The sequence below is a fragment of the Nocardia transvalensis genome (assembly GCF_015477765.1).
GTDB classification, from domain to species: Bacteria; Actinomycetota; Actinomycetes; order Mycobacteriales; family Mycobacteriaceae; genus Nocardia; species Nocardia transvalensis_A.
The window spans coordinates 99,240-123,055 of sequence record NZ_JADLQQ010000005.1 but is presented as its reverse complement, the minus strand read 5'-3'; the positions used below and the strand labels follow the sequence as shown (position 1 = coordinate 123,055).

General features: G+C 67.4%; 25 protein-coding genes. 13 read left to right on the top strand and 12 right to left on the bottom strand.

Annotation, left to right across the window (positions count from 1 at the left end; genetic code table 11):
* Nucleotides 1-32 precede the first annotated feature (32 nt).
* On the bottom strand, nt 33-938 hold the full coding sequence (locus IU452_RS15610) for an SGNH/GDSL hydrolase family protein (RefSeq protein ID WP_195109790.1): 906 nt from the start codon (nt 936-938) through the stop codon (nt 33-35).
* Nucleotides 939-1,038: 100 nt separating this feature from the next.
* Nucleotides 1,039-1,455: a general stress protein gene (locus IU452_RS15605; RefSeq protein ID WP_195109789.1), complete on the bottom strand. Its 417-nt coding sequence runs from the start codon at nt 1,453-1,455 to the stop codon at nt 1,039-1,041.
* A gap of 315 nt (nt 1,456-1,770) precedes the next feature.
* On the opposite strand from IU452_RS15605, the gene IU452_RS15600 reads away from it, so the two are divergent.
* A complete protein-coding gene (locus IU452_RS15600; protein ID WP_195109788.1) occupies nt 1,771-2,316 on the top strand; it encodes a YaeQ family protein in 546 nt (181 codons plus the stop codon).
* Nucleotides 2,317-2,325: 9 nt separating this feature from the next.
* Here IU452_RS15600 and IU452_RS15595 read toward each other — a convergent pair whose 3' ends face one another.
* Entirely contained in the window at nt 2,326-4,059 is a 1,734-nt protein-coding gene (locus IU452_RS15595; protein WP_195109787.1) for a pyruvate dehydrogenase, read from the bottom strand.
* A 120-nt stretch (nt 4,060-4,179) separates the two neighbouring features.
* Between IU452_RS15595 and IU452_RS15590 the strand changes: the two genes are divergently transcribed.
* A complete protein-coding gene (locus IU452_RS15590) occupies nt 4,180-5,136 on the top strand; it encodes a TIGR03557 family F420-dependent LLM class oxidoreductase (protein ID WP_195109786.1) in 957 nt (318 codons plus the stop codon).
* 53 nt (nt 5,137-5,189) lie between these two features.
* Complete coding sequence (locus IU452_RS15585; protein ID WP_195109785.1) at nt 5,190-5,753, top strand: phospholipase D-like domain-containing protein; 564 nt, start codon at nt 5,190-5,192, stop codon at nt 5,751-5,753.
* Nucleotides 5,754-5,770: 17 nt separating this feature from the next.
* Here the strand turns inward: IU452_RS15585 and IU452_RS15580 are convergent, their stop codons facing one another.
* On the bottom strand, nt 5,771-6,976 hold the full coding sequence (locus tag IU452_RS15580) for an FAD-dependent monooxygenase (RefSeq protein WP_195109784.1): 1,206 nt from the start codon (nt 6,974-6,976) through the stop codon (nt 5,771-5,773).
* A gap of 55 nt (nt 6,977-7,031) precedes the next feature.
* On the opposite strand from IU452_RS15580, the gene IU452_RS15575 reads away from it, so the two are divergent.
* Nucleotides 7,032-7,574, top strand: a complete 543-nt coding sequence (locus tag IU452_RS15575) for a TetR/AcrR family transcriptional regulator (protein ID WP_416382326.1) — start codon at nt 7,032-7,034, stop codon at nt 7,572-7,574.
* A gap of 47 nt (nt 7,575-7,621) precedes the next feature.
* Here the strand turns inward: IU452_RS15575 and rpmF are convergent, their stop codons facing one another.
* A complete protein-coding gene (rpmF, locus tag IU452_RS15570; protein WP_228817918.1) occupies nt 7,622-7,816 on the bottom strand; it encodes a 50S ribosomal protein L32 in 195 nt (64 codons plus the stop codon).
* A gap of 355 nt (nt 7,817-8,171) precedes the next feature.
* Between rpmF and IU452_RS15565 the strand changes: the two genes are divergently transcribed.
* The 3 genes from IU452_RS15565 to IU452_RS15555 all read left to right on the top strand — a co-directional run bounded on the left by IU452_RS15565 (nt 8,172) and on the right by IU452_RS15555 (nt 10,617).
* Nucleotides 8,172-8,957 (top strand): alpha/beta hydrolase, encoded by a 786-nt coding sequence (locus IU452_RS15565; protein ID WP_195109783.1) that lies wholly within the window; start codon nt 8,172-8,174, stop codon nt 8,955-8,957.
* Between the two features lie 109 nt (nt 8,958-9,066).
* The gene (locus IU452_RS15560) at nt 9,067-9,558 is read left to right on the top strand and encodes a hypothetical protein (protein WP_195109782.1); all 492 of its coding nucleotides are present in this window, start codon (nt 9,067-9,069) and stop codon (nt 9,556-9,558) included.
* A 36-nt stretch (nt 9,559-9,594) separates the two neighbouring features.
* Nucleotides 9,595-10,617, top strand: a complete 1,023-nt coding sequence (locus IU452_RS15555) for a hypothetical protein (protein ID WP_195109781.1) — start codon at nt 9,595-9,597, stop codon at nt 10,615-10,617.
* Nucleotides 10,618-10,663: 46 nt separating this feature from the next.
* Here the strand turns inward: IU452_RS15555 and IU452_RS15550 are convergent, their stop codons facing one another.
* The 6 genes from IU452_RS15550 to IU452_RS15525 all read right to left on the bottom strand — a co-directional run bounded on the left by IU452_RS15550 (nt 10,664) and on the right by IU452_RS15525 (nt 14,836).
* Nucleotides 10,664-11,551, bottom strand: coding sequence for a PhzF family phenazine biosynthesis protein (locus IU452_RS15550; RefSeq protein WP_195109780.1), 888 nt, complete (start codon nt 11,549-11,551; stop codon nt 10,664-10,666).
* A gap of 16 nt (nt 11,552-11,567) precedes the next feature.
* On the bottom strand, nt 11,568-11,942 hold the full coding sequence (locus IU452_RS15545) for a Rid family detoxifying hydrolase (protein ID WP_195109779.1): 375 nt from the start codon (nt 11,940-11,942) through the stop codon (nt 11,568-11,570).
* A 44-nt stretch (nt 11,943-11,986) separates the two neighbouring features.
* Nucleotides 11,987-12,391 (bottom strand): MarR family winged helix-turn-helix transcriptional regulator, encoded by a 405-nt coding sequence (locus IU452_RS15540; protein ID WP_195109778.1) that lies wholly within the window; start codon nt 12,389-12,391, stop codon nt 11,987-11,989.
* 240 nt (nt 12,392-12,631) lie between these two features.
* Nucleotides 12,632-13,039 carry a RidA family protein gene (locus IU452_RS15535; protein WP_195109777.1) on the bottom strand — a complete coding sequence of 136 codons (408 nt, stop codon included), beginning with the start codon at nt 13,037-13,039 and terminating at the stop codon, nt 12,632-12,634.
* Nucleotides 13,032-13,805 (bottom strand): IclR family transcriptional regulator, encoded by a 774-nt coding sequence (locus IU452_RS15530; RefSeq protein WP_195109776.1) that lies wholly within the window; start codon nt 13,803-13,805, stop codon nt 13,032-13,034. Before IU452_RS15530 ends, IU452_RS15535 begins: the two co-directional genes overlap by 8 nt.
* Nucleotides 13,802-14,836, bottom strand: a complete 1,035-nt coding sequence (locus IU452_RS15525; protein WP_324192640.1) for a sugar kinase — start codon at nt 14,834-14,836, stop codon at nt 13,802-13,804. The genes IU452_RS15530 and IU452_RS15525 overlap by 4 nt, the downstream gene beginning before the upstream one ends.
* A 189-nt stretch (nt 14,837-15,025) precedes the next feature.
* Between IU452_RS15525 and IU452_RS15520 the strand changes: the two genes are divergently transcribed.
* Genes IU452_RS15520 through IU452_RS15505 form a run of 4 tightly spaced genes read left to right on the top strand, consistent with a single transcriptional unit; the run spans nt 15,026 to nt 19,997 of the window.
* On the top strand, nt 15,026-16,309 hold the full coding sequence (locus tag IU452_RS15520) for an alanine racemase (protein ID WP_195110208.1): 1,284 nt from the start codon (nt 15,026-15,028) through the stop codon (nt 16,307-16,309).
* 6 nt (nt 16,310-16,315) lie between these two features.
* Nucleotides 16,316-17,926: an N-acyl-D-amino-acid deacylase family protein gene (locus tag IU452_RS15515; protein WP_195109774.1), complete on the top strand. Its 1,611-nt coding sequence runs from the start codon at nt 16,316-16,318 to the stop codon at nt 17,924-17,926.
* Nucleotides 17,923-18,540, top strand: a complete 618-nt coding sequence (locus IU452_RS15510; protein WP_195109773.1) for a bifunctional 4-hydroxy-2-oxoglutarate aldolase/2-dehydro-3-deoxy-phosphogluconate aldolase — start codon at nt 17,923-17,925, stop codon at nt 18,538-18,540. Before IU452_RS15515 ends, IU452_RS15510 begins: the two co-directional genes overlap by 4 nt.
* Before the next feature lie 8 nt (nt 18,541-18,548).
* Nucleotides 18,549-19,997, top strand: coding sequence for a GntP family permease (locus IU452_RS15505; protein ID WP_195109772.1), 1,449 nt, complete (start codon nt 18,549-18,551; stop codon nt 19,995-19,997).
* An 8-nt stretch (nt 19,998-20,005) separates the two neighbouring features.
* On the opposite strand, the gene IU452_RS15500 is transcribed toward IU452_RS15505, so the two are convergent.
* Nucleotides 20,006-22,210 carry an MMPL family transporter gene (locus tag IU452_RS15500; protein WP_195109771.1) on the bottom strand — a complete coding sequence of 735 codons (2,205 nt, stop codon included), beginning with the start codon at nt 22,208-22,210 and terminating at the stop codon, nt 20,006-20,008.
* A 168-nt stretch (nt 22,211-22,378) separates the two neighbouring features.
* Between IU452_RS15500 and fabD the strand changes: the two genes are divergently transcribed.
* On the top strand, nt 22,379-23,404 hold the full coding sequence (gene fabD, locus IU452_RS15495) for an ACP S-malonyltransferase (RefSeq protein ID WP_416382325.1): 1,026 nt from the start codon (nt 22,379-22,381) through the stop codon (nt 23,402-23,404).
* Entirely contained in the window at nt 23,401-23,814 is a 414-nt protein-coding gene (locus IU452_RS15490; protein WP_195109770.1) for an acyl carrier protein, read from the top strand. Before fabD ends, IU452_RS15490 begins: the two co-directional genes overlap by 4 nt.
* Nucleotides 23,815-23,816 lie beyond the last annotated feature (2 nt).

The window sequence follows — 23,816 nt, the reverse complement described above, 5'->3', positions numbered from 1 at the left end:
TCGCTGAATTGATTCGCGGGCGCCTCTGGGCCCTAGGACCGGCAGCGAAGCAGTGGAGCCACGGTATCGGCGATGGCGCGGTGCCCGGCCTCATTGGGATGGATGTCGGCCACGGCCATATTCGTCCACTCCAACACCCGGGCAGTGCTCAACGGCACCCGTCGACTGTCGCGCGTTACCTGTGGGGCGTAGGAGTGCCGCGCGAACGCCGTATCGAGTTCTGCGATCGGCACACCGTGTCGGCCGGCGACGGCCGAGATAACGGCGTTGAGCGTGTCGATCGCCGGAATACCCACGGCCGCAACAGCTTCCCTCTCCGCGGTCGGGGGCAGTGCGAGGTATGGGTTGTAGTAGCCCAGGGTGACGATGCGGGCCTGCGATCCCGCCGCGGACCGCAATCGTCCCAGGATGGTGTCGAGATCGCGTGCTACTACCCCGATTCCCCGGGAGACGCAGTCGATGTCGGCCTCGTCCAGGCAGGGCCGGATGTTTTCGAGGCCGATCCCGATCGTGACCGCGACCCGGTCCTCGTGGTGCGCGCACAAGAATTCTTCGGCCGTCACCAACTGCGGTGCCGGCCGGTCGAGTTGATGTTGGCCAGCGGCGCCCTCGATCATGGTGCGAGTCGTTTCCCCGGGACGGGCAAGATTGGTATAGGAGAAGGGCCGGTGGGCTGCTGTGGCCTGTCGGGCCAGGGCATCGGCGATGAGATCGGCATAGCCACTGCCAGGGGCCGTCGACGCGCCCACGTCCCCGCCGCTGCTATCGGCCCGGTACCCGGCGGCGATGGAGTCGCCGAGGGCCAAGTAATGGCTCGGCGTGGCAGCGGCTGTCGGCCCGGCGGCAGAGAGTAGCAGCGCCGCACACGCGCACAGTGCCCCGAATAGCTCGCCTATGCGCACCGTCAGGCCCGACAGGAGTCGACGCAGCAGTTGCATGGGCTTGTCTCACGGTTTCGACCAGATGGTGAGCGAATGAGCTTGACGCGCAGCAGAGTAACATCCGGGCGGGGTGACACGGGGTCGACTGCCTTGGCCGTCACATCCGCCCCTCGGTTCGATCACTACCCGGCAGCTGCAGCAATTCCTGCGCCCGATCGGCGAACTCGGGATCGACCAGCACCTCGTATCGGTCGGCGAGCAACTCGCGCGCCGACAGGAAGTCCCGGCGACCACCCGAGAGCGCATGCCATATCAGGCCGGAGAGCGCGCCCGCGACCACCCCCCACAGCAGCCCAGCCCAGACACCCCACAGGGCGCCGAGACCGGCCGCCTTCAGGTAGGTCAATCGGCCGAGCACATGTTCGGCCAACCGCAGACCCACCCCGCAGATGGTCGTGTGCTGCACCGGGAAACCGCGATCCGCCACAGAGTCGACGGCTTGCTCGGCTGCGGAGTAACTGTCGTAACTGGCTACCGCAACTCGATTCGGCGCTTTCGCGGATACCGGCCTCATCGCATGCCTCCAGATGAACGGCAATGACAGATTCGGATGCGGGCTACGGCGCCACCGGGCACGCGCACCACACGCCGCCGACCTACCCCTGATGCACCCGGATAAACACCCACAGCCGACCGTGATCGGCTGTGGGCCAATATCAGTGGTGCATCCGCGCGGCGACATCGTGCGGCAGCGTCATGCGGTAGGCGAAGCGGCCCGTGCGGCGGGTCCGATGCCGGAATCAGGATCTTGCGATGGCCAGGCCAGGGTTTCGGGTTGTCACGACGCCCTTCTCGGCGAGTGAAGCCCGGCGGTTAGGCTGCTGGTCCTATGGCTCTCAGCGCGACTCTGTATACCTTCGCCGTTCATCTGGCCGATGTGGACCGAGGCGTCTATCAGGACGTGGAGGTGCGGGTGGCACGGCATCCGTCGGAGACGGTGGAGTTCATGGTGACGCGGCTGCTGGCCTACTGCCTCGAGTACGAGGAGGGGATCGCCTTCAGTGATGGTGGGGTGTCGTCGACCGAGGAGCCCGCGGTGGTGGTGCGGGATCTGACCGGGCGGGTGACCGCGTGGATCGAGGTCGGTGCGCCCGATGCGGAGCGGGTGCACCGGGGGAGCAAACTGGCGCGGCGCGTTGCCGTCTACACCCACCGCGAGCCCGCCAAGGTGTTAGGACAGTTGGCGGGCAAGCGGATTCATCGGGGCGAGGAGATCCCGGTCTACAGCTTCGATCGGGGCTTCGTCGATGGCGCGGTCGCCGCGATCGAACGCCGCAACACCGTCACCCTGTCCGTCACCGAACGACTGCTGTATCTGGATCTCAACGGGACGGGGCTGAGCACACCGGTCGAGGAGCATCGCATCCCGGTGTGACGGGGGATCTCAGGGGCGGGGGATGTTGCGCAGGTTGGTGCGGGCCAGGTCGATCATCTTGCCGACTCCGCCGTCGAGCACCGTGCGGCCCGCGGCGAGGGCGAAGCCGCGCACCTGGGCGGCGGTGATCTTGGGCGGGATGGACAGGGCGTTGGGGTCGGTGATCAACTCGATCAGCGCCGGGCCGGGTTGCCGCAGGGCATCGGTCAGCGCGTCGCGAATCTCGGTGGGCTTTTCCACTCGGACAGCCGGGATTCCGCAGCCCGCGGCGATGGCGCGGAAATCGACCTGGGGATGGTCGGTGCCGAAGTCCGGGAAGCCGTCGACGAGCATCTCCAGCTTGACCATGCCGAGCGAGGCGTTGTTGAACACCACCACCTTCACCGGCAGGTCGTAGGCGGACACCGTGAGCAGATCGCCCATCAGCATCGCCAGACCGCCGTCGCCGGAGATCGAAATCACCTGCCGCTCAGGATGAGCCAGCTGCGCGCCGATCGCGTGCGGCAACGCATTGGCCATGCTGCCGTGCCGGAACGACCCGATCACCCGCCGTCGGCCGTTGGGCGTGAGGTACCGCGCCGCCCACACATTGCCCATGCCGGTGTCCACCGTGAACACCGCGTCCTCGGCCGCGACCTCGTCGAGGACCGCCGCAGCGTATTCGGGGTGAATAGGCGTGCGGTGCTCGATGTTTCGGGTGTAGGCGTCGACCACGCGCTGCAGCCCGCGCATGTGCTGGGTCAGCATGTCGTCGAGATACGACCGATCCGTGCGCTTGCGCAGGCGCGGCAGGACTGCGCGAATCGTCGCTCCCACATCGCCGTGCACGGCCAGATCCAGCGGCGTGTGCCGTCCCAGCCGGGCCGGGTCGATGTCGATCTGTATCGTGCGAGCCTGCGGCAGGAAGTCGTCGTAGGGAAAATCGGTGCCCAGCAATACGATTCGATCGGCGGCCTGCATCGCGTCGTAGCAGGCGCCGTAGCCGAGCAGCCCGCTCATGCCGACATCGAACGGATTGTCGTACTGGATCCACTCCTTACCGCCCAGGGAGTGACCCACCGGCGCGGCGAGGGCCTGCGCCAGCCGCATCACCTCGTCGTGGGCGTCGCGGCATCCGGCGCCGCAGAACAGCATCACCTTCTCGGATTCGTCGAGCAGCCGGGCCAACTCGGCGACGCGGTCCTCCGGCGGCACCACCGGCGACATCGCGGTGAGCCGGACGGTGTCCGGTGTCGGAGCGGGCACCGTGCGGGCGGCGACGTCACCCGGGATGGTCAGCACCGCGACCCCGCCGCGGCCCGCGGCGGTCTGCATGGCGATGGTCAGTAGCCGCGGCATCTGGTCGGGCTGGGAGATCATCTCGCAGTAGTGACTGCATTCCACGAACAACCGGTCCGGATGGGTCTCCTGGAAGTAGCCCGTGCCGATTTCCTTCGACGGAATGTGCGAGGCGATCGCCAGGACCGGCGCGCCGCTGCGATGTGCGTCGTACAGGCCGTTGATCAGATGCAGATTGCCCGGCCCACAGCTGCCAGCGCAGACGGCGAGCCGGCCGGTGACCTGAGCCTCGGCCGCGGCGGCGAAGGCCGCGGTCTCCTCGTGCCGGACGTGCACCCAGTCGATGCCGTCGGTGCGGCGGATGGCGTCCACGATCGGGTTGAGACTGTCGCCCACCACGCCGTAGACCCGCCGCACGCCGGCCTTCTGCAGCATCCGCACCAACTGCTCGGCAACGGTGGCCATGCGTGCTCCTTTCGTCCCACGGTTGATCTTCACAGATCCCGGGCCGGGCAAACATCGGTTTGCCCCTCGGACGCTCGGGTAGTCGCCCAGAGGATTCGAATACGTCGGAGGGAGGCACCCGTGCAGATCGGATACAAGCTCGCCGCGGAGGCGTTCGGACCGGCCGAGTTGATCCGTCAGGCGGAGCTGGCCGAGCAAGCCGGATTCGATTTCGTCGAGATCAGCGACCACTACCACCCGTGGCTGGACAACCAGGGGCACTCCCCGTTCGCATGGACGGTGCTGGGAGCGATCGCCGCGCGCACCGACCGGATCGGGCTGGCCACCGGCGTCACCTGCCCGACCGTCCGCTATCACCCCGCGATCATCGCGCAGGCCGCCGCCACCCTGGCCCTGGTCTCCGAGGGGCGGTTCACGCTGGGGGTCGGATCCGGCGAGCGGCTGAACGAGCATGTCGTGGGCCCCGGATTTCCGGAGTCGGTGCAGGGGCGGCACGAGTTGCTGCGGGAGGCGCTCGAGATCATCCGGTTGCTGTGGCGTGGCGGGTATCAGTCGTATGAGGGCAAATACTTGCGGCTGTCCGATGCGCGGGTGTTCGACCTGCCCGACGAGCTCCCGGTGATCGCGGTGGCGGCGGGCGGTAAGCGGGCCGCCGAATTCGCGGCCGAACTCGGGGACGGCCTGTTCGCCACCGAACCGCGCGGCGACATCGTCGAGCACTATCAGCAGTGCGGGGGGAAAGGCCCCCGGTATGCGGAGGTGCCGGTGGCCTGGGCGCCCGACGAGCACGCCGCGGCCCAGGCGGCGCTGGAAACCTCCCGGTGGGCGCTGACCGGCTGGAAGGTCATGAGCGAGCTGCCCAACCCGGTCAACTTCGAGGCCGCGTCGAAAACCGTGCGCGAGAGCGACATTCGGGAGCAGTTCACCTGCGGCAGCGATCCCGAGGCGTATGTGGCGGCGGTCCGCGAGTACACCGACGCCGGATTCGACCATGTGGTCCTGCAGAACGCCGGTCCGGATCCGGAGGGGTTCATCGAGTTCTTCCGCACCGACCTCGCCTCGCGGCTGCGGGGCTGACACAGGCCGCCGCGCTATGCGTAGCGACCGGTCGGTCGCTGTAGCGTGACGGCATGAGCTTCGTCATCGACGGTTCGTTCACGTGCTATCTGATGCCCGGCGACCACGACGAGGCCCGCGCGCGGTTCCTCGACCTGGTCGCAGGACCGGGCGAAACCTGGATCATCGCCTACGGATTCACCCTGCCGGGCGCGATCGATGAACTGGTGGCCGCGCATCGGCACGGGGTGGCTCTGCATCTGTACCTCGACCACACCCAGTCCACCGGGGCCACCGAGCGACCGCTGGTGCAGCGACTGGTCGACGCCGGGGTGGAGGTGACCATCGGTACCAGCACCAGCGGGTCCCGATATATCTGCCACACCAAGGGTTTCGTCACCGACACGCCGTCCGGCCCGCAATGTTGGGAGGGGTCGGTCAACTTCAGCACCTCCGGCTGGCTGCAGGTGAACACGGCCATGCAATTCGGCTCCCAGACCTGGCGCGATCATTTCGTCGCCCAATTCAACACCTTGGTCAACTACGCCTGGACCGAGGAACGCAAGCTCCAGCTGATGCCGCAGCCGCCTGCAGGGTTGTACGCGACCGGCACGCCCACGTTGCCCTTGACGGCGTGACGAGGTGGGGTGGTGGCCTATTCGTCGGCGGGTATGCGGGTGGAATAGTCCGGGACCGTCATCGAGTCGAGCATGCGTACGCCGGTGGTGTTGAGTTCGGCTACCGCGCGGCTGAGTCCGGCAGGCAGGATATTGAAGAGCCGGATGCTCTGGGTGAGTGCCCAAACGCCGGTGGCCGAGGCGGGGACGAGTGTCTTGGCTGCGCGCAGGGCGAAGGCCCGGCTGCCTCGGACCGCGTCGGCCATGGCCGCCTCGTAGGCGGGGAAGGCGATGGTGTGGTCGCCGTCGGCGGCGGCGAGCTCTCCGGCCAGGGTGTAGGCGCCGAGTACGGCCAGGCTGGTGCTGCCACCGACCACCGGTCCCGGACAATAGGCGGCGTCGCCGACGAGTGTGACCCGGCCCCGTGACCAGCTGTCGACGCGCAACTGAGTGATCGAGTCGAAGTAGAACGTCGGGGTGTGGTCCAGTTCGGTCAGCCAGCGGTCCACCTGGGGCGCGAAGCCGGCGAACGCCTTGCGGAGCAGCTCTTTCTGTCGAGCGAGATCGCGGTGGTCGTAGTCGAGAGGCTGGTCGGTGCGGAAGAGGAAGGTCAGACGCGCGTCGGGAAGATGTGCGGCGGTGTAGATCCCGATCCAGCGTCCGGCGTCCAGGTAGCTCACGAACTTGTTCGCCTCGGCGAGTTCGCGTGGCGCCGATATCACCGCGAAGTAGCCGCCCAGATAATGCTCGGGAACCTCCCCGAAGATCAGACGCCGGACGTTGGAACGCAACCCGTCCGCGCCGATTACCAGATCGAACTCACGCGCCGGACCGTTCTCGAAGCCGACTCGACCGTCCTCGGAGATCTCGGTGATGGCATTGCCGAAGAGGTACTCCACATCGTCTTCGGTTGCGTCGTAATAGATCTCGCTCAGATCGTCTCGCATGATCTCCACGTGCCGGTCGGACGCGGCCGAGACAAGTTTGGTCACATTCATCCGGACGCTGCGCCGCCGGGTGTGGACGATCAGCTGCTCGGTGCCGGTGGCCGCCTTCAGAATTCGGGGCAGCACACCCATCTGCTCGGAGATCGTCATCGACGGTTTGAACAGATCCACCGCGTGTCCGCCCGCCTTACGCAAGGTCGACGCCTTCTCCACCACGGTGACCGTGAAGCCGTACCGGGCCAGCCAGTACGCCAGGACAGGACCGGCGATGCTCGCACCCGAGACGAGAACCCGCATGTCACACCCGTTTACTTATCGGACAGTAAGTTGCGTACTTAACGAATGGTAAGTCATGGTGAGTGCTGTGACAATGGACACCAGGCAGCGGATCCAGGCGGTGGCCCGAGAGTTGTTCGCGCAAAAGGGCGTGCAGAAGACCAGCCTGCAGGACATCGCCGATCGGCTCGAGATCACCAAACCTGCGCTCTACTACCACTTTTCCTCGCGCGAGGAGCTGGTGCGCAGCATCGTCGAGCCATTGCTCATCGCTGGTGAGGCCGCGGTGGAGGAATTGGAGAAGGCCCCAGATCCTCAGGCGCGCACCGTGTTCCAGGTGTTTTTCGACTTCCACTACGGTCATCGCGACGTGGTGCAGTTCCTCCTGGTCGAACCGGCCGCACTGGCCGAACTGGGGTTGATCGATCGCGTTATCAACTGGCGGGAACGAACAGCGGCGATCCTGCACGGTCCCGACCCCAGCGTGGAGCAGAAGATCCGGACCACGGTGGCATTGGGTGGCCTGGCCGACGCGGCCACCCTCTTCACCGACGTGCCCGAGGCACAACTGCGAGCCGCAGCGGTCGAGGCGGCGATGGGCGCATTCTCCTCGTCGTAGGGCGGCGGCCGCCCATGGCGGGGCCGTGGGCAGCCGCCTTCCCGGTGCTATCCGCGGGGGCGGATTACCTGGCGGCCCTGGTATTGGCCGCAGGACGGGCACACCATGTGGCGTGGTTTGGCTCGGCCGCAGGCCGGATTCGGGCAGCGCATGAGCTGCGGCGGGTCGACATTGGCCAACCAGCGGGCACGGTGGGCGCGGACATTCGCCCGTGACTTCTTGCGGAACATCGAACTGGACATGGGTCTCCTTCCCGTCGTCTTCCGTTGCGGAGGCGGAAGGGGGCGGGCGGATCCCGCCCCACGTCGGGGCGGATGACCAGGGCGAGCAGGGCAGCGCGCAGATCGGCTTCGGACATGGGAGATCCTCGGAATGGTTATCGAGCGGACCCCGCCGAAAAGCACGGCGGGGAAGGGGGCAGCTGACGCGAGGCAGAAAGACAGCGGTCGGCGCTCCGCAGGGGTATCCGGTGCGGAGTGCGGAGCGCGGCAGCTAAGACGCGGTCGGCGCGTCGGAGGGCTCGATAGCCATGGTCGGACCGTAACCGGATGGGCGGAGACGGCACAAAGGGTTTTTCAGGGGTGTATGAAAGGACTCATGCGACATCCGGCCGAACCGATCCTCAACGCGCTGACGTTCCTGCCCGAGCGGGAGATCGTGATGACACCCGCGGAGTTCGGCGCGGCCTATGAGGATCTGTATTTCACCGCCGCCGACGGGGTGCGGATCAACGCGTGGCTCGTGCGCGCGCAGAAACCGGTAGGCCACATCCTGTTCGCGCACGGGAACGGGGGCAATATCGGCGATCGGTCGCCGGTGCTGGCGCTGCTGGCGGCTGCCGGATTCGACGTGCTCATCTTCGATTACCGGGGTTACGGGCGCAGCGGGGGCCGACCCGGCGAACGCGGTGCCTATCTCGATGCGCGGGCGGCCCGCGAGGAACTGCTACGGCAGCCCGGTATCGATACGGAGCGCGTGCTGTATCTCGGCAAATCGCTCGGGGGAGCGGTGATGATCGAGCTGGCCACCGCCTTCCCGCCGGTCGGGATGATCCTCATGTCCACCTTCACCGGGTTGCGCGACGCCGCCCGGGCGGTGTATCCGTTCCTGCCGACACCGTTCGTGCCCAACGCCTTTCCGAGCCTTCGCCGCATCCGCACCCTGCACGTGCCGATGCTGATCATGCACGGCGACAACGACGAGCTCCTGCCCGTGCGCATGGCCCACCAGCTGTACAACGCCGCGCCCGGCCCGAAACAGCTGAAGATCTACCCCGGCGGCGCCCACAACGATCTGGTGCTGTCCCCCGATTGGGCCGAAACCGTTGCCGAGTGGGCGCGCCCGGTGCTGGGGAGTAGGGCGCTCGAAGGCTGCGGGGAGTAGGGCGCTCGAAGGCTGCCTCGAAGGCTGCGGGGAGTAGGGCGCTCGCTCCTCCCGAAGCCAGGGGTTTCGTACGCCGGTGCGTCGGCTCGCGCGTGCGTAGCCTGGGTGCATGTCTGATGTCAGCGATATGGCGGCGCTGCTGGCGGGTCTGAAGGACGAGGATCTGCTGGCGGTGGTCGTGACCGCGACCACGGGGCGGCCGGGGCTCGAGCAGTTGCATCGGGTGGCCGTGGAACTGTCGGCGTCGGCCGGTCATGTCACGGTGGAGCCCGATGTGACTTCCACCACCGGACCGTCCGGCGGCTCCGGCGGAGTCTCCTCGTCCGGCGCATCCGGGCAGGTCGCGCCGGTTTCCGGGATACCGGTACCACCGACGGGTATTTCTGGGCCGGGCGGTTATACGTCCTCCGGCGTCCCTACTTTCGAGTCAGTTCGCGATAAAGTCGAGCAGCGCTTCGGTACCGCCCAGGGGATGAGCGAACTCGATCGGGAGACCCCCACGGGCCGCAGCGCCGACGAACAGTGGCAGGCGCGGGAGAAGGCCGCGCGGGACCGCCTGGACAGCATTCGGGAGTCGATGCGGCGCAACGATTCCGGCTGATCCGGCGGGCCGGGAACGAAGTGAGGGTGGAACTCCATGACCGAGCCGCGGGAAATCGCCGAACGACTGCTCGATGCCCAGGTCGACTTCATCCTCGCGGAGGTCTCCGGCGAGCGTTTCGCCGAGGTCGTGGCCCGCGACGTGGAGTCGGTGATCGGTGTCGCCGACACCATCGTCTTCCGGGACGTGGTGGAGATCGACCAGGCCAGGCAGACCGTCCGCAAGGTGGTCGACCGCGGCGGAGCCAGTCCTCTGCTGGAGGATCTGGTCGGCGTCCTGTCCGACTCCCTCTACGAGCACATCGCCGCCAATGACGACTACACCCTCGGCGACGTGGTCGACCGCGAGCCGGTGGAGGCGTTGCTGGAGAAGATCATCGGCATGTACGGCACCCAGGAGCGGTTGCTCGATCGGCTGAGCGAGGCGCCCACGGCAGGTCCGGTCGCCGCCAAATTCACCGATATGCTGATCGACGACATTCTCGAGGCGAACAAGAAGATCGCGGGCAAGGTGCCGGGCGTGAATTCACTGATGTCGCTGGGACAGTCGGCGGTGAAATCGGCGCGCAAGGCTGCCGAGGGCAGCCGCGTCGGCGACCTGGCCGCCAAGGGCACGCTGTTCGCGCTCAAGCGGGTCACCAACGCCATTCGCGAGACGCTGCGCGAGGCGCCGGTGCACGGCGCCGCCATGGAGTTCTGGGATCTGCACGCCGGTGAGCCGGTCAGCGGCCTGCGCGACTACCTGAGCAAGGCCGACCTGCGCGAGCTGGTACTGCTCGTCCACGAGATCGTGAAGACCAGCCGCAACAAGGAATACGTGGGCCTGCTGCTCGACGAGGCCGTGGAGGTGTTCTTCACCAAGTACGGCGACCACACCCTCGCCGCCCTGCTACCGGAGCTGAACGTCACCCCGGACGACATCGCCGAGGAGATCCTGCGCTACGGCCCCGCCGTCATCGAGGCCGCCAAACGAAACGGCGTGCTGGCCAAGCTGATCCGCGAACGCTTGGAGCCCTTCTACACCTCCGACCCGGTCCTCACCATCCTCGCCGACGCCTAGACGAGTACGTCCCCCCGCGGCCTTTTCGCCTCCGGCGTCGTCGCGGTCACATGTCGGGAAGGGAAACAACCCCCTGTCCGATGACTGTCGTATGGCCGCCGATTGTGACATGAGAGAGTCGGCCGCTACGGCGGTGAGCGCTGGCGTCGATCAGGCTCGGGCGACCCATCCGGACCCCTTGAGTGATACGGAGATGGTAGTCCGTATCGTCGTGGGCGGAATCCTGAACGAGGCTCGCGACGAGGGCCGCCGCGGCCGAGCCGGTGGCGGGATCTTCCTCGATCCTCAGGTCCGGTGCGAACATTCGAGCGTGCAGCGTACTGCCGTCGTCGAGATCGCCGGCGAACACGAACAGGTGTGGAGACCAGCCGTCGGCCAGGCCGGTCGACCATTCGGCACGATCGATGGCGGCTCGATCGACGGCCTCGCTATCGGCAAGGTGTACCAGGCAGAACGGCACGCCGACGCTCCCGTACCAGCAACCGCGGACGACCTCCCCGGAGAGCGACAATGCCGCGGCAACGGCCCTGAGCGTCGGCCGCTCCTCCGGCCGTCGGAATGGTGGAGTGAAAATGAGACGGCTGTATGTCCCGTCGATCCGAACGGCGATCGGCCCGACGGTCTCCTCGAGTATCAGGGTGGTTTCGGGCGCCGTCGTATCGACGAATCCGCCGGCGGCCAGCACCGATGCGGTACCTACCGTGGGATGCCCGGCGAACGGCAGTTCGTTGGATGGGGTGAAGATCCGCAAGCGACGAGTATGGTCCGGGTTCTCGGGTGGGAAGGCGAAAGTCGTTTCGGAGAACCCGAATTCACGTGCCAGGTCTTGCATCTGTTGCTCGGACAGTCCACCCGCGTCCGGAAAGACGGCCAGTTGGTTGCCTCCGAACGGCGTCTCGGTGAAGACGTCGGCGATGACGAACGTGTACTCCATAGTCGTGCTCTGCGTGTCAAGCGACAACCGCGTCCATCTCGACGGCGGCACCCAGAGGCAGGGCTGCCACGGCGATGGTGGTTCGGGCCGGGTAGGGAGCGTGAAAATACTTGCCGTAGACACTGTTCACGGCAGCGAAATCAGTCATGTCGGTCAGATAGACACCGACACGGACGACGTCGTCGAGGGTTTTCCCTGCCGCCTCGATGACAGCCGTCAGATTCTGCAGGATCCGTTCGGCCTGCGCGGCGGCGTCCCCGTCGATCAGCGCCCCGGTCGCGGGATCCTGTGCTACCTGTCCGCTCAGGAAGGTGAGTTCGCCGCGCACCGCCAGGGAGAACGGGCCGATCGGTTGGGCGACCTTGTCGGTGGTGACGATGTCACGTGTCATGGCTGTACTCCCTGTTTCCGAAAGATGTTCTTGTATTGGATGATTCAGACGGCGGTGACCTCGGCCAGTTGCTCCGAGGCGCGGAGTAGCATCCGTAATCGGTCGAGCAGGTCGTCGGCATCGTCGGTGCCGACGACGTCTCGCAGTCGCTGCTGGACCACGATCCAGTGGTGACGAGCTTCGGCCAGCTTCGCCGTTCCCGCAGGTGTCAGCCGGAGCATCCGCCGACGGCGGTCGTTACCGACCTCGGCGGTCAACAGACCGGCCTTGTTGAGCGCCTCCACCTCTCGCGAACACGTTGTCCGCTCGAGCACCAAGCGATCGGCGAGGTCGCTGATCATCAACGGGCCCTCGGCGTCGATCCGGGACAGGATCGAGTACCCGGCCTGCCGCAATCCCGCCTCGCCCAAGGCCCTGTCGTAGAGACGCACGACGGAACGCGTCGCCATGCGCAATGTTGTGCACACGCAAGGTGTTTCCACCGGCTCCATAATATAAGTGTATATACACTCATTTTCTCCGGTCAACCCCTCAGGCCCTGGGGCGCGCTCCTATTGGCGGCCGGAGGTGGGATCGGGAAGATCGGTGCGGCCGGGATCCGGGAGACTCCCGCCGACAGCTGGGTACCGCCGGCCGCCCGACCATCGACGGCAAGTAGCCGGAGCCTTCGGTCCGCCGGACTTGCTCGCCTAGTCGGTGATGATGGCGACGGCGTCGATTTCGACGAGCATTTCCTCGCGGGGGAGGCCGGTGAAAACCGTGGTGCGGCAGGGGAGTGCGTCGCCGGTGGTGTGGGCGGAGACGAAGGCGCCGTAGGCCTCGTTCATGAGGGGGAAGTCTTCGCGGGTGGTGAGGTAGACGCGCAGCATGACGATGTCGTCGAAGGTGGCGCCCGCGGCCTCCATGATGGCCTTGACGTTCTGCAGGGTGCGGGTGGTCTGGGCGGCGACGTCGCCCGGGTGCAGATATTCGTTGGTGGCCGGGTCGACCGGACCCTGGCCGGAGACCTGCACGAACGGGCCCTTGCGCACGCCCTGGGAGAACGTGTGCGCGGGCGCGGGGGCGTCGGTGGTGCGGACGGCGATCTTCTCACTCATGGTGGGCCTTTCGGTGGTCGGGGCTCGGACTCCAGCCGAGCGCGGTGGAGACGGCCTCGGCGGTGGCGCGCACGCGCGGGAGCAGGCCGAGGACCTGGTCGTGGTCGAGCAGGACGTCCGGCACCGACACCGACAGGGCGGCGACGACCGCGCCGGTGCCGTTGCGCACCGGGACCGCGATGCAGTTGACGAAGCTCTCGTGCTCCTCGTGGTCCTCGGCGAAGCCTTGGGCGGCAACGGTTTCCAGTTCCGCCACGTAGCGTTGCGGACTGCGGATGGTGCGTTCGGTGAACGGGTGGTAGTCCAGTTTCTCCGCGATGGTCCGCCACTGCCCGCGCGGTTGCGCGGCCACCAGCACCTTGCCGACGGCGGTGCAGTGCAGCGGCGCGGGACGTCCGATGCGCGAATACATCCGGACGCTCTGGGTGGCGTCGAGCTTATCGATGTAGATCGCCTCACCGGATTCGTAGGTGGCCAGGTGGACGGTCTGGCCGGTGGCGGCATTGAGCGCCTCCAGGTGCGGACGGGCGACGGTGCGCACGTCGCGCCCCTCGAGCGACCGGTTCGCCAGCTCGAACAGGCGCGACCCGAGCAGGTAGCGATGGTCGGAGCCGTGGGTGACGAACCGCTGCGCCTCCATGGTCTGCAGCAGGCGCAGCACCGTCGACTTGTGCACGCCCAGCCGAGTCGCCAACTGGTCCAAGGTCTTCGAATCCTCGCCGAGTTCGGTGAGGATCGTCAGGGCACGCTGCAGGCTCTGACTCATGACGCCACCTCCGCGACGATTGTGCCGTACTGCATTCGCTCCCACTCGGAAGTGCTTGCCGCGGCACGGGATTCGAGACGTGACAGGGGTGGGAGCTCGGCGATGTCGCCGGTTCCGGTGAGCGCGGCGGCCGCGCACAGATGGCCAAAGCGCAGCAGCTGCTCGTGCGGGCGCCCGTGCAGCAGGGCGGCCAGATACCCACCGGCGAATGCGTCACCGGCACCGATCGCCTCGGTGACCTCCAGCCGCAGCGCGGGCACCTCCCGGTGCTCGGCGCCGAGGAACCCGGTGACCGAATGCCCACTGTTCTTCACCACCAGATGCCGTGGCTGCGGGAACATCTCCCGTAAGCGGACGGGATCGCCGGTGCCGAAGACCTCCTCGGCCTCGTCGGCGCCCAGGAACACCACATCGCTGCGCCGCACATGGTCGGCCAGAATCTCGGCGGCCGACTCCGACCGCCGAATCCACAGTGCCGGACGGTAATTCAGATCGAAACTGATGAGCAGGCCGGTACGCGGCAGTGTGAGCAGCGCCTCGGTGAGCTCGGTCGCCGACCGTGACAGCGCGGTGGTGACCCCGGTGAAGTGCACGAGCCCGCAACCGTCCAGCAGTGCGGTGGCCGCGGCCAGATCCGCCGGTGACAGCGCGCTGGCGGCCGATCCGGCGCGGTAGTAGAGCATCCGGCTCGCACCGGCCCCCAGATCGGTCGGCCGCCCCGAACCACTGCCGCGCTCCTTGACATAGATCCCCGTCGGGCGGGCGGGATCGGTGTAGACCGCGGAGGTATCCACCCCGCGCTCGGTCAGATGTCGGACGAGATAGCGACCGAAACCGTCGTCACCGACCCGCGAGATCCAGGAGGTGTCGATACCCAATTGAGTGAGTACGGTGGCCACATTCGCCTCCGCGCCGCCCGCGGTGCGCTCGAAGACCGGCGAGTCCTCGAGCGGGCCCGGCCGTGCGACCAGGACCGCCAGCCCCTCGCCGACGGTCACCGCACGCGGTCGGGTCGGCGTAGGACGGGTCACACGAATCTCCTTCGGGTGCTTGCGGGTATCGGTGGTCCCGTGCAGAATAACCACAGCAAGCACAATGTGCAACAGCCGTTGCAGTATACGCAATAGCTGAATGTTATAGCGAGACATCGGGAAAGGAGCGCCGTGGCCATCGACAGCGGCGAGAGCATCAGGTCGGTCGGCGCGCCCCACCCGGTCCGCATGGACACCGACGCCGTGGCCGCTCTGGACGAGCTGGTGCTGGGCCCCGAGCACAAGGCGCTGCCGCCCGCGGCATGGGGGACCACAGTGCGCGAATTCCTGGCCACCGCACCACATCTGGACGATCTGCAGACGCCGGTACTCACGCTGGACCGGGCGGCGCTCGAGGGGAATGTCGCGGTGCTGGCCGACTGGTCCGCGGCGGCCGGGGTGCGACTGGCTCCGCACGGCAAGACCACCATGGCGCCGCAGCTGTGGGCCGAACAGGCCGCGGCCGGGGCGTGGGGCATCACGCTGGCGACCGGATGGCAGGCGCAGGTGGCGCGCTCGTTCGGGGTGGATCGCATCCTGCTCGCCAACGCCTTGATCGATCCTGTCGGATTGCGCTGGTTGGCAGGGGAATTGGCGCTCGATCCAGATTTCGAATTCCTCAGCTGGGCGGACGGGGTCGGCACTGTCGAGGTGATGGACCGGCATCTGGCCGACGCGCCCGACGGTGTGCGGGTGCCGGTGCTGGTGGAACTCGGCGGCGCGAACGGCCGCACCGGTGCGCGCAGTGTCGAGGAGGCGCTGGCGGTGGCCGATGCCGTGCAGCGTTCACCCCGGCTCGAATTGGCCGGTGTGGCGGGGTATGAGGCCGCGCTCAGCCACGATCGCGAACCCGAGTCGCTGGCCGTCGTTCGCGCATACCTCGACGCCCTGGCCCGGCTGCACCGCGAACTGGCCGCGCGCTATCGGCGTCCGGCGATCGTCACCGCGGGCGGCAGCGCATATCCGGACCTGGTGGTGGAACGGTTGGCCGCGCTGGCGGACGAGCAAGGCGCACACGGCATTCCGACGACGGTGGTGCTGCGCTCGGGCGCTTACATCATCCATGACGACGGCTTCTACTCCGGCATCTCACCGCTGGCCGGGCCGCGGGCGGAGTGCCCGCTGCGGTCGGCCATGCACGGGTGGGCGCGCGTGCTGTCGCGGCCGGAGCCGGGCCTGGCGCTGCTGGACGCCGGAAAACGGGACCTGCCGTTCGATGAGGGACTGCCGGTGCCGCAGCGGTCGAGGGGAGCCGGGGGAGGGGTGCCCGTCGAGGCGTACGTGTCGGCGCTCATGGATCAGCACACCTTCCTCCGGCTCCCGCACGGCGGCGACCTGGCCGTCGGCGATGTGGTGCGGCTCGGCCTGTCGCACCCGTGCACAGCCCTGGACAAATGGCGGCTCATTCCGATGATCGACGATGCCGACGCCGACCGCCCTCGCGTCGTCGATCTCGTGCGGACGTTCTTCTGAGTTGCTATGAGTTACTTGCTGTTTCGCGACGTCGACATCGTCGACGGCACCGGTGCCCCCCGTTTCCGCGGCGATGTCGTGGTAGAGAACGGGCGCATCGCCGATATCACGGCACCGGGGGCGATCACGGAGGCCGACCGCGTCATCGAGGGTGACAACCGGGTGCTGGCACCGGGTTTCATCGATATGCATGCGCATTCGGATCTGCATCTGCTCACCGAACCGGAGCACTTCCCGAAGATCAGCCAGGGGATCACCACAGAGGTCATCGGGCAGGACGGCCTGTCCTATGCGCCCGTCGACGATGCCGCCCTGGCCGTGCTGCGCCGCCAGATCGCCGGGTGGAACGGCAATCCCGCCGACCTCGACTTCTCCTGGCGCACCGTCGGTCAGTATCTGGATCGGCTCGACCGCGGTATCACGCCCAATGCCGCCTATCTGGTGCCGCAGGGCACGCTGCGGCTGCTGGTCGTCGGCTCCGAGCAGCGACCCGCAACACCGGCGGAGATCGCCCGGATGCAGGAGTTGCTCGCCCAAGGACTGGTCGAGGGTGCGGTGGGCATGTCGAGCGGGCTCACCTACACACCCGGAATGTATGCCGACACAGCGGAATTGGCGGCACTGTGCGAGGTGGTAGCCGAGGCGGGCGGCTTCTACGCCCCGCACACCCGTTCCTATGGCGCCGGTGCGCTCGAGGCCTACGCAGAAATGATCGATCTGGCCCGCCGGACCGGCTGCGCGCTGCATCTGACCCACGCCACGATGAACTTCGGTGTGAATCGCGGTCGCGCACCGGAATTGCTGGCGATGATCGACGCCGCCCTCGCCGAGGGCTGCGACATCACCCTCGACACCTACCCGTATCTGCCCGGCTCGACCACGCTGTCGGCGCTGCTGCCCAGCTGGGCCATGTCGGGCGGACCGGATGCGGCGCTGGCTCGGCTGGACGATCCGGGTGCGCGTGCGCGAATCGTATTGGACGTCAATGTGAAAGGCTCCGACGGTTGCCACGGCGTGACCGTCGAGTGGGACACCATCCAGATCAGTGGTGTGGCCAATGCCGAACTCGACAGGTATGTGGGCCACACGGTCGCCGAGATCGCGGCGGCGGAGGGGATCGCGCCGGTCGAGGTGTTCTTCGATCTGCTGCGGCGCGACCAGTTGGCGACCACCATCCTGCAGCATGTGGGCCACGAGGAGAACGTGCGCGCGATCATGCGGCACTCGCGGCATATGGGCGGCAGCGATGCGCTGCTGGTCGGTGAGCGGCCGCATCCGCGAGCCTGGGGAACCTTCCCGCGCTACCTCGGGCACTACGTGCGCGAGGTCGGGGTGCTGGGGCTCGAGGAGTGCGTGCACCATCTCACCGGGCGGCCCGCCGATCGACTGGCGCTGCGGCAGCGTGGGCTGGTGCGCACCGGCTACGCCGCCGATCTGGTGCTGTTCGACCCCGCCACCGTCGCCGACACCGCGACGTTCGAGCGCCCGAAACAGCAGGCGCGCGGCATCACTCATGTGCTGGTCAACGGTGAATTCGCCATCGATGAGGGCAGGCCGACCGGCCGGCTCGCCGGGCGGGCACTGCGCCGGAACCCGAACGCGAAGGAGACTCGGTGACCGCTCTGGACGTCATCCGCGCCGACCGGGTATTGACCGTCGTGCGCGCGCCGGAGATTCCGGATCCGCTGGCCCTGGCCGAGTCGCTGGCCGGTGCCGGAATCCGCGCCGTGGAACTGACTTTCACGACCCCGGGTGTGCTCGAGGCGCTGCGCAAGGCCGCGGCGTCGGAGCGCGCGGTGGTCGGGGCGGGCACGGTGCTCACCGAGGAACAGGCCGCCCGGGCCATCGACAGCGGAGCACGGTTCCTGGTCACCCCCGGCATTCGCGCGGAGGTCGCGGAAGTGGCTGTGCGGCATGGTATTCCGGTCGTGATGGGCGCCTTCACGCCGAGTGAGGTGTTGCAGGCACTCGATCTCGGTGCGGCGGCGGTGAAGATCTTCCCGGCCCGTGCGCTCGGCCCCGGCTATCTGAAGGATCTGCGCGGCCCCTTCCCCGAGACGGCGTTCATCCCCTCCGGCGGTGTCAACGCCGGGAACGCCGCCGAGTTTCTCGCGCACGGCGCGGTGGCGGTGACAGCCGGTACCGATGTCGTCGCACCCACCGACGTCGCGGCGGGCCGATGGTCCGACATCGCCTCGCGCGCGGCGTCGTTCGTTCGATCCATGAATTGAGGTACATCATGGGGCCCGCCGTCGACTGGCTGCGCACCACCACACCGGGGCTGTTGGTGCTGTGCGGCCTGGCCATCGCCGTGTTGCTCGTGGCCATCATCCGGTTCAAGCTGGAGCCGTTCGTGGCGCTGCTACTGACCGGACTGGCCCTGGCGCTGGCGGCCGGGCTACCCGTCGAGAAGATCGTCGGCACCCCGCTGAAACCCGCCGACTCCCTGCTGGAAACGGGATTCGGCGGCATCCTCGGCCATATCGCCGTCATCATCGGGTTGGGCACCGTGCTGGGCGCCATTCTCGAAAAATCCGGTGGTGCCGACGTTTTGACCGAGCGGCTGCTGAAGTTGTTCGGGCCCAAGGGCGCGCCGATCGCGATGGGCGTGGTGGGGCTGATCTTCGGGATTCCGGTGTTCTTCGACATCGGCATCTTCGTGCTGGCGCCGCTGATCTATGTGGCGGCCAAGCGCGGTGGGCGATCGCTGGTGCTGTACGTGCTGCCGATGGTGGCGGGCCTGTCGATGACCCACGCGTTCCTGCCGCCGCATCCCGGCCCGGTGGCGCTGGGCGGGCTGCTGGGGGTGAGCCTGGGCTGGCTGATCCTGATGGGGCTGGTGTGCGGCCTGCCCGGATTCCTGGCCGCGGGCATCGTCTGGGGCAACTATATCGGCAAGCGGATCCATGTGGAGGTGCCCGACGAATTCCTGGTCCGGCCCGAACCCGCCGTGCGCGGCGATGGCCCGGGCACGCCCGCGGAACCGAATTCCCCGCCCACCCTGGAGAAGTCGCCGCCGTCGCCCGCATTGATCGGCGTGATCATCGCGATCCCGCTGGTGCTCATCCTCGGCGCCACCTTCGGTAGCCAACTGCTGGACAAGGGCTCGAAACCGTTGCAGGTGCTGACGTTCCTGGGCACGCCCGCGGTGGCGCTGCTGATCGCGGTGCTGGTGGCGTTCTATGTGCTGGGCCTGCGCCGCGGTTCGACGGTGCAGGAGCTGAGCACCCTCACCGCCGAATCGCTGCGCCCGGTGGGCATGCTGCTGCTGGTCGTCGGCGCGGGCGCCTTCTTCGGCAAGGTCATCTCCGCCACCGGCATCGGTAATGCCCTGGCGCACACCATGTCCGAGGCAGGTCTGCCGGTGATCGTGCTCGCCTACCTGATCAGCTGCGGCCTGCGCATTGCGCAGGGCTCGGCCACCGTCGCCATCGTCACCACCGGCGGCATCGTCGCCCCCCTGCTGCCCGGCCACGACTACTCTCAGATCTCGCTGGCCTTGATCGCCATGGCCATCGCGGCGGGCTCCATCATCCTCAGCCACGTCAACGACGGCGGCTTCTGGATCATCGCCAAATTCTTCAACCTCACCGTCAAACAAACCCTGCAAACCTGGACGGTCCTCGAAACCATCCTGTCCGTGGTGAGTTTCGCCGTCGCCGCGGTCCTGTTCGCCCTCGTGACGTGAGCGCCGCATCACCTCGGCTGCCGCATCCTCGGTGCGGCCGGTCGACGGTGGACGGGTAGCGGATTCCACCAGTTGAACCGGCCCAGCAGTCTCATGAGCGCCGGTACCAGCACACCCCGGACCAGGGTCGCGTCGACCAGGACCGCGACCGTCAGGCCGAGGCCGAACAGTTGGATGAACGACACCTGCGACGAGACCATCGCGAAGAACACGATGGCCATCAAACACGCGGCGGCGGTGACGATTCGACCGGTACGGGCAATACCGCGCGCGACCGATTCGGTATTGGCCGAGGCGGTGCGGTCGGAGGCGAGCCACTCCTCGCGGATCCGCGACAGCAGGAATACCTCGTAGTCCATGGACAATCCGAATGCCAGGCAGAACATCAGGATCGGAATGGTGGGTACCAGGTAGCCGGTCGGCGTGAAGCCCAGCAGATTCGCCAGGTGACCGTCCTGGAACACCCAGACCATCGCGCCGAAGGTCGCCGACAGCGACAGCAGGTTCAGTGCGAGTGCCTTGACCGGCAGCACCACACTTCGCGTGAACAGGTACAGCACAACGAAAGTGATCAGCACGATCAGCCCGATCGCCAGCGGCAGCCTGGCCCTGATCATCGAGAGCGAATCCTGGTTCTGTGCAACGGCCCCGGTGAACAGTACGGGGGCGGGGCCGGGGACGGCTCGCAGCTGATCGAGTTGGCTGCTGCCGGTCGTCGTATAGGGGTCGACTCGGGTGCCGACGGCCAGCACGGCGCCGTTACCGGCGCTCAGCTCGGGGGGAGCCGACGCCACCCGCAGCCCCGAGACGAATGTGCCCGCACCGGAGGCGACCCATGCCACGCCGTCGACCTCGGACAAGCGCGACGCGTAGGACGGCAGATCGGCCGGTCCGTCCCGCAGGTCGGGCAGAACGGCGTAGATCGTGTTGGCGGGATCGGGCGTGAACTCGGTGCGCAGCACATCGCCGACCTGTCGGCTGGACGCGGAGGTCGACAGGACCCGGTCGTCCGGAAATCCGAATCTCACCGCGAGAAATGGGCTGCCCAGCAACAGCAGGAGCACCACCACCGCGGTCGCCACCGGGAGGGGACGACGGGTCACGGCCCGGACCACGCGGTACCAGAACATGCTCTCCGACTCGATGCCGCGCGGGGGCCGATGCAGCAGCCGGTGCAGGGGCGCTCGGACGTCCAGGGCATCGATACGCCGCCCGATCAGCGCCAACGCGGTCGGAAGCAGTAGCAGCGCCGCAAGTGCGGAGGAGATGACGACCGCGAGGGCCGCATACGCGAACGATTTCAGGAAGTAGTGCGGGAAGATCACCAGCACCGGCAGCGAGATGGCCACGGCCAGTGCGGTGAACAGCACGGTGCGACCGGCCGTTTGCACGGTTCGCACCACCGCCGAGCGCACATCGAGTCCGTTGCCGAGCTCCTCCCGGAATCTGCTCACCATGAACAGGCCGTAGTCGATCGCGAGCGCAAGGCCCATACCCGTGGTGATGTTGAGGGCGTAGATCGACACATCGGTGACCATCGTGAGCAGTCGCAGGATCGCGAGGGTGGTGAGGATGGCGAACACTCCCATGACGACCGGGAGCAGGGCGGCGACCAGGCTGCCGAACACCCAGACGAGGAATATCCCCGTCAGCGGAACGGCAATCGCCTCCGCGATCATGACATCGGTCGTGGCCTGCTTGTTGATCTGATCGAGTGCGATCGCCTCACCGCCCGCGCGCACCGTCACATCGGGGCCGACGTCGGGCAGCCCGTCCACCACCGCCGCGGCGTTGTGCGGCGCGTCCGAGTCGTCGCCCGCCACCCGCGCGGCGATGATCCCGTGGCGGCGGTCGGCGGACCGCAGCCCTTGCGCGATATCGGGTTGGACCGACCAATACGACTGCACCGCAGTGACATTCGGATCGCTGCGCAGTGCGTCGGTCAGGGTCGCGCCTGCCGCGCGGGCGGCCGGGCCGTCGACGCCGCCGTCGGCGGTCACCAGCAGAACCAGGTTCGGTGCGCCACCGTGGAATCGGTCGGCGAGCATCTCGCTCGCCCGGGTGGACTCGGTATCGGCGGGTGTGAAGCCGCCGGCACGAAGATGAGCCGTGGCCGATGAGCCGAATACCCCGGACAGGACGAGGATCAGCACCGCGCTCCACAGGATGGCGCGCGGCATGCGCAGTGCGAGTGTTGCGATTCGAGTGAGCATCGCGGCCCCTTGCCGCCGTGACCGGTGACTGGCTGTTGCCACGGTAAACCGCGGCATAGGCGGGCGCAGCCGTGCTCGAGAAAGATTCAAGAATCCCGTCCAGACGCCCCCCTTTGAATCGGAGGACCCCGCGGTGCGGTTCGTTCACCTGCAAAGGAGGCGCAGGCAGTGTCGACAGCTTCCGTGTCATGTATCGCCGGAAACGGGAAGCCCAGGCTCGCCCGAGCGCTCGCCATGTTTCCCGGTCAAGGTTCGCAGCGGGCAGGTATGGCCGATCATCTGCTGCGGGAATATCCGCAGACGGTGGGACCGATCTTCGCCGAAGCGGATGAGGTGCTGGGTCTTCCCCTGACCGAACTCTGCCTCACCGGCGACGCGGTCGACCTGACCCGCACCGAGGTCGCACAGCCGGCGATCCTCGCCACCAGCATCGCGACCTACTCGATCCTGGCGGCCAACGGCTTTCGCCCCGAAGTGGTTGCCGGGCACAGCCTCGGTGAGTTCAGCGCGCTCGTCGCGGCCGGAGTCCTCACCTTCGCCGACGCGCTCGCGCTGGTTCGCCGTCGCGGGCAGTTGATGGGCGGTGTCGCCGATCGGATTCCGGGCGCGATGGTCGCGATCCTCGGAATCCCCGCCGGCGATGTCGAGCAAATCTGTGTGAACGTGGCGGCGGCGACGGGTGGTGTCGTCGAGGTGGCCAACCTGAACGCGCCCACGCAAACGGTGATCTCCGGCAGCCGTGGCGCGGTCGCCGCGGCGGCGAGACAAGCCCGGCAGGCGGGCGCCGATCGTACCGTCCGGCTCGATGTCGGCGCGCCGTTCCACTGCTCACTGATGCTCTCGATCGCCGAGGAATTCAGCGACGAACTGGCCACCGTCCCCTTCTCCGACCCGTGTTTTCCGGTGCTGAGCTCGGTGACCGCGAGCGTCGTCAAAGGTGGCGAACATGCCCGGCGGCTGCTGCGCTGTCAACTGGCCGGACCGGTTCGATGGACCGAATTACTCTGCGCCGCACGGTGGTTCGCGGTCGACTACTACCTCGAGGTGGGTCCGGGCCGGGTGCTCAGTGGCTTCGTCGACCGCACCGGTGCCGAGGCAGCGGTGCACAGCACCAATGACGCCCGCCGGCTCGCCGCGGTCCTGCACACCCTGCAAGCCTCCGTCGCATCTCCTCGAAAGGCAGTACGGAAATGACCAGCACCATCAGCGATTACGAACGCATCGTGCAGATAGCGGTGGCGGACGCCCTCGGCCTCGACCCGTCGGAGGTCGTCCCGGAGGCCACGCTGATCGACGAATTGGGTGCCGAAAGCATCGATCTGCTCGACATCATGTTCCGCGTCCAGCGCGACACCGGGATCAAGATCGCCGTCTCGGATGTGGCGGCCCTGCTGCAGGGCGGAATCCCGGACGAGGAATTCGGCGACGAGAACGAGGTGGTCAGCGACGTCGGCCTGACGCATCTGGAAAAGGTTCTCCCCCAGTTCGATCGTAGCCAGCTGGACGGGCCGCTGAAGGCCGACCAGGTGCTCGGCTTGATCACGGTGCAGAACCTGATCGACCTCGTCGTCGATCGTGCCGCCGCGACAGAGGACACCCGATAGCC

Coding starts and splice junctions, on each gene's coding strand:
- IU452_RS15610 (WP_195109790.1), bottom strand. CDS start 938: ATGCAACTGCTGCGTCGACTCCTGTCGGGCCTGACGGTGCGCATAGGC.
- IU452_RS15605 (WP_195109789.1), bottom strand. CDS start 1,455: ATGAGGCCGGTATCCGCGAAAGCGCCGAATCGAGTTGCGGTAGCCAGT.
- IU452_RS15600 (WP_195109788.1), top strand. CDS start 1,771: ATGGCTCTCAGCGCGACTCTGTATACCTTCGCCGTTCATCTGGCCGAT.
- IU452_RS15595 (WP_195109787.1), bottom strand. CDS start 4,059: ATGGCCACCGTTGCCGAGCAGTTGGTGCGGATGCTGCAGAAGGCCGGC.
- IU452_RS15585 (WP_195109785.1), top strand. CDS start 5,190: ATGAGCTTCGTCATCGACGGTTCGTTCACGTGCTATCTGATGCCCGGC.
- IU452_RS15580 (WP_195109784.1), bottom strand. CDS start 6,976: ATGCGGGTTCTCGTCTCGGGTGCGAGCATCGCCGGTCCTGTCCTGGCG.
- IU452_RS15575 (WP_416382326.1), top strand. CDS start 7,032: ATGGTGAGTGCTGTGACAATGGACACCAGGCAGCGGATCCAGGCGGTG.
- rpmF (WP_228817918.1), bottom strand. CDS start 7,816: ATGTCCAGTTCGATGTTCCGCAAGAAGTCACGGGCGAATGTCCGCGCC.
- IU452_RS15565 (WP_195109783.1), top strand. CDS start 8,172: ATGCGACATCCGGCCGAACCGATCCTCAACGCGCTGACGTTCCTGCCC.
- IU452_RS15560 (WP_195109782.1), top strand. CDS start 9,067: ATGTCTGATGTCAGCGATATGGCGGCGCTGCTGGCGGGTCTGAAGGAC.
- IU452_RS15555 (WP_195109781.1), top strand. CDS start 9,595: ATGACCGAGCCGCGGGAAATCGCCGAACGACTGCTCGATGCCCAGGTC.
- IU452_RS15550 (WP_195109780.1), bottom strand. CDS start 11,551: ATGGAGTACACGTTCGTCATCGCCGACGTCTTCACCGAGACGCCGTTC.
- IU452_RS15545 (WP_195109779.1), bottom strand. CDS start 11,942: ATGACACGTGACATCGTCACCACCGACAAGGTCGCCCAACCGATCGGC.
- IU452_RS15540 (WP_195109778.1), bottom strand. CDS start 12,391: ATGGCGACGCGTTCCGTCGTGCGTCTCTACGACAGGGCCTTGGGCGAG.
- IU452_RS15535 (WP_195109777.1), bottom strand. CDS start 13,039: ATGAGTGAGAAGATCGCCGTCCGCACCACCGACGCCCCCGCGCCCGCG.
- IU452_RS15530 (WP_195109776.1), bottom strand. CDS start 13,805: ATGAGTCAGAGCCTGCAGCGTGCCCTGACGATCCTCACCGAACTCGGC.
- IU452_RS15520 (WP_195110208.1), top strand. CDS start 15,026: ATGGACACCGACGCCGTGGCCGCTCTGGACGAGCTGGTGCTGGGCCCC.
- IU452_RS15515 (WP_195109774.1), top strand. CDS start 16,316: ATGAGTTACTTGCTGTTTCGCGACGTCGACATCGTCGACGGCACCGGT.
- IU452_RS15505 (WP_195109772.1), top strand. CDS start 18,549: ATGGGGCCCGCCGTCGACTGGCTGCGCACCACCACACCGGGGCTGTTG.
- IU452_RS15500 (WP_195109771.1), bottom strand. CDS start 22,210: ATGCTCACTCGAATCGCAACACTCGCACTGCGCATGCCGCGCGCCATC.
- IU452_RS15490 (WP_195109770.1), top strand. CDS start 23,401: ATGACCAGCACCATCAGCGATTACGAACGCATCGTGCAGATAGCGGTG.